This is a genomic window from Endozoicomonas sp. ONNA2 (assembly GCF_024606365.1).
Lineage (GTDB): Bacteria > Pseudomonadota > Gammaproteobacteria > Pseudomonadales > Endozoicomonadaceae > Endozoicomonas.
The window spans coordinates 1-3,156 of sequence record NZ_JAHHPO010000702.1 but is presented as its reverse complement, the minus strand read 5'-3'; the positions used below and the strand labels follow the sequence as shown (position 1 = coordinate 3,156).

4 protein-coding genes are annotated in these 3,156 nt (G+C 53.5%); all 4 read left to right on the top strand.

Annotated elements, in window-relative coordinates:
- The first annotated feature begins 148 nt into the window (after positions 1-148).
- The 4 genes from KDK14_RS12450 to lptB all read left to right on the top strand — a co-directional run bounded on the left by KDK14_RS12450 (position 149) and on the right by lptB (position 3,083).
- The gene (locus tag KDK14_RS12450; RefSeq protein ID WP_257265454.1) at positions 149-1,123 is read left to right on the top strand and encodes a KpsF/GutQ family sugar-phosphate isomerase; all 975 of its coding nucleotides are present in this window, start codon (positions 149-151) and stop codon (positions 1,121-1,123) included.
- Between the two features lie 91 nt (positions 1,124-1,214).
- Complete coding sequence (lptC, locus tag KDK14_RS12445) at positions 1,215-1,799, top strand: LPS export ABC transporter periplasmic protein LptC (protein WP_257265453.1); 585 nt, start codon at positions 1,215-1,217, stop codon at positions 1,797-1,799.
- Positions 1,786-2,358, top strand: coding sequence for a lipopolysaccharide transport periplasmic protein LptA (gene lptA / locus KDK14_RS12440; RefSeq protein ID WP_257265452.1), 573 nt, complete (start codon positions 1,786-1,788; stop codon positions 2,356-2,358). Before lptC ends, lptA begins: the two co-directional genes overlap by 14 nt.
- Entirely contained in the window at positions 2,358-3,083 is a 726-nt protein-coding gene (gene lptB / locus KDK14_RS12435; RefSeq protein ID WP_257265451.1) for an LPS export ABC transporter ATP-binding protein, read from the top strand. The genes lptA and lptB overlap by 1 nt, the downstream gene beginning before the upstream one ends.
- Positions 3,084-3,156 lie beyond the last annotated feature (73 nt).

The following is a 3,156-nucleotide window of genomic DNA, read 5'->3' as shown; positions in this document are numbered from 1 at the left end:
CAGAAATGTCGGAATTATTTCGGGCCAATTCCTTAGATGCCAACCGGCGCTGACAGCGCCCTGAACTTTTTTATACCGGAGCCTTAACGGTTATGCTTTGCCTGACAGCTCCCCTAAAGTCGTTACCTGACAAACAGGCTTTACTGACATGACCCCTGACCAGAATTTTGTTGACATTGGTCGTCGTACCATCAAGATCGAAAAGGATGCTATTGAAGCATTGTTGCCACGTGTTGGTGAAGACTTCAGTAATGCCTGCCGGTTAATGCTGCAGTGCCGGGGCCGAATTGTCGTGGTGGGGATGGGCAAGTCAGGACATATTGCCCGTAAAATCAGTGCCACCCTGGCCAGTACCGGTACACCGGCGTTTTATGTCCATCCCGGTGAGGCCAGCCATGGCGACATGGGTATGATCACCGCAGACGATGTGGTGCTGGCGATCTCCAACTCCGGTGAAACCGCCGAAGTGATCACCTTGCTGCCGCTGTTCAAACGAATGGGTGCCGCAGTGATCAGCATGACCGGCAAAGCCGCTTCGACCCTGGCCCAGGCCGCTGAAGTCAATCTGAACACAGGGGTTGATAAAGAAGCCTGCCCGCTTGATCTGGCACCAACATCCAGCACCACCACACAGCTGGTGATGGGTGACGCACTGGCCATCGCCCTGCTGGAAGCCCGCGGCTTTACTGCAGAAGACTTCGCCTTTTCCCACCCCGGCGGTGCCCTGGGTCGCAGGCTGCTGTTGAAAGTGCAGGATATCATGCATGACGGCAATCGAATCCCAACGGTGAAAAAAGGCACACCCCTGAGTGAGGCCCTGCTGGAAATGACCCGCAAGGGTCTGGGCATGACATCCATTATTGATGACAACAACGTCGTCGTTGGTATCTTTACCGACGGTGATCTTCGTCGGGCGCTGGATCACGGGGTTGACCCCCGCAACACCACCATTGACGAGGTAATGACCATCAAGTGCACCACCATCACCCCTGACATTCTTGCCGCTGAAGCACTGAAAATTATGGATGATCGCAAGATTAATGCGCTCATCTGTGTTGACCATGACCGACATGCTGTCGGTGCCATCAATATGCATGACTTGCTAAAAGCGGGCGTGGTTTAAACATTTTTTGATCGGCTCAGGGCTGCCATCGGCTCAGGGCTGCTATCGGCTCAGGGCTGCTCGGCTCCAGGCTATCAGTTACGGACCCCGGATGACCTATCGCAATCACCTGATTATCTCTGCAACCCTTGTGCTGATGCTGGCCGTCGGTTATTGGGCCTACGACGGTACAACAGTAACCACCCGCGCCCGTTCTTCACCAATCATCCGCCAGGATGCTGACTACTTTCTGGTGGATGCCCTGATCAAGGAGTACGACATCTTTGGAGCGTTACAATACCAGTTGCAGTCCGACAGCATTACCCACTACCCCCATAATGACAACACGCTTCTGCAACGCCCCATCATGACTAACGTCAGTGACCATGGCCAGCTCACGGTGTCAACGTCAGAGAACGGAAAATTGCTGCCCGGTGGTAAAGATATTGAACTGTGGGATAATGTCGTGGTCATCCAGAGCAGCCCGTCAGTCACGCAACCGACCTATGAACAAAAACTCAGAATGGACACCGACTTCCTCACCCTGTCGCCAAACGAGGAAATTGCCGACACTGATCGCCCTGTCCTGATTACCAGCGAGACCGGAGAGACGAGAGCTATCGGGATGACCGCCTGGTACCAGCAGGGGAAGATTCAATTAAAGTCCAGAGTACGGGGGATCTATGAGACGGAGTAAGCTGCTTATTGGCAGAATCATTGATTTGACACAAATACTACAATCAAGCGCACCCCTGAACCGAAAATGGCTGACCGGACTGCTGTTTGTCCCATTGATGGCCATGGCATTACCTGCTGATCGCCAGCAGCCTATCAAAATCAATTCAGACACCGCGGACATTGATAATAAAAAAGGGGTATCTGTTTATCGTGGTGATGTGGTGATGACCCAGGGGACCACGCGCATCACCGGTGACATAATCACCATCTACACCAAAGATCGGGAGCTAACCCGGGTCATTGCCCGGGGCAACAAGGCCAGGGCTTATTATGAAGAGATGCAACCCGGTGAGCAGGGAATCGTCCAGGCCTGGGGCAACACCATTCGCTACGATGTGGACGGTGACCAGATTGAACTGATCAAAAACGCCCAACTCTCCCAAAAGGGCGACACCTTCCGGGGCGAAAAGATTGACTACAACCTGACACTGCAAACCGTCAATGCCAAAAGTACGCCCAATCAGGGAGACAGTGGCCGGGTACAAATGGTTATCCAGCCCCGCCAGGAAAAAAAGTGATGGCAATTCTCAAGGCAGAACATCTTGGCAAAAGCTACAAAGGCAGAGAGGTGGTGAAAGATGTCTCTGTGCAGGTTAACAGTGGCCAGATCGTTGGCCTTCTGGGCCCCAATGGCGCAGGCAAAACCACCTGTTTTTATATGATTGTCGGGCTGGTGAAAGCCGATGGCGGCAAAGTCACCATTGACCAGCAGGACCTGACCTTTCAGGCCATGCACCACCGGGCCCGTGCCGGTATCGGTTACCTCCCCCAGGAAGCCTCAATATTTCGTCGCCTTACCGTGCAGGACAATATTCTGGCTATTCTTGAAACCAGAAAAGACCTGAATAAAAAGCAACGGGTCGAGAAAATGGAGTCGCTGCTGGCAGAGTTCCATATCGGCCATCTTCGCGACAGTATCGGCATGGCGCTATCCGGTGGCGAGAGACGACGGGCAGAGATAGCCCGGGCCCTGGCCACCGACCCGACCTTTATTCTGCTGGATGAACCCTTTGCCGGCGTTGACCCGATCTCCGTTGGTGATATCAAGTCCATCATCCGCCATCTGCAAAACCGGGGCATCGGGGTACTGATCACCGACCATAACGTCCGGGAAACCCTGGATATCTGTGAGAAGGCCTATATCGTCAGCGAAGGGCATATCATCGCAGAAGGCGACAGCCATACGGTACTTTCCAACCAGACGGTGCGTGACGTTTATCTTGGGCATCAGTTCAGTTTGTGACTTTTCGGTTTCCTCAGTGAGGTGTCGTTTTGTGGCCAGGAGGCTGTCCGAGAATAGCGCCCGTAGCGAGGAT

What these genes read in the sequence shown, in the direction of transcription:
- KDK14_RS12450 (WP_257265454.1), top strand. Translation starts at nt 149, where the DNA reads ATGACCCCTGACCAGAATTTTGTTGACATTGGTCGTCGTACCATCAAG.
- lptC (WP_257265453.1), top strand. Translation starts at nt 1,215, where the DNA reads ATGACCTATCGCAATCACCTGATTATCTCTGCAACCCTTGTGCTGATG.
- lptA (WP_257265452.1), top strand. Translation starts at nt 1,786, where the DNA reads ATGAGACGGAGTAAGCTGCTTATTGGCAGAATCATTGATTTGACACAA.
- lptB (WP_257265451.1), top strand. Translation starts at nt 2,358, where the DNA reads ATGGCAATTCTCAAGGCAGAACATCTTGGCAAAAGCTACAAAGGCAGA.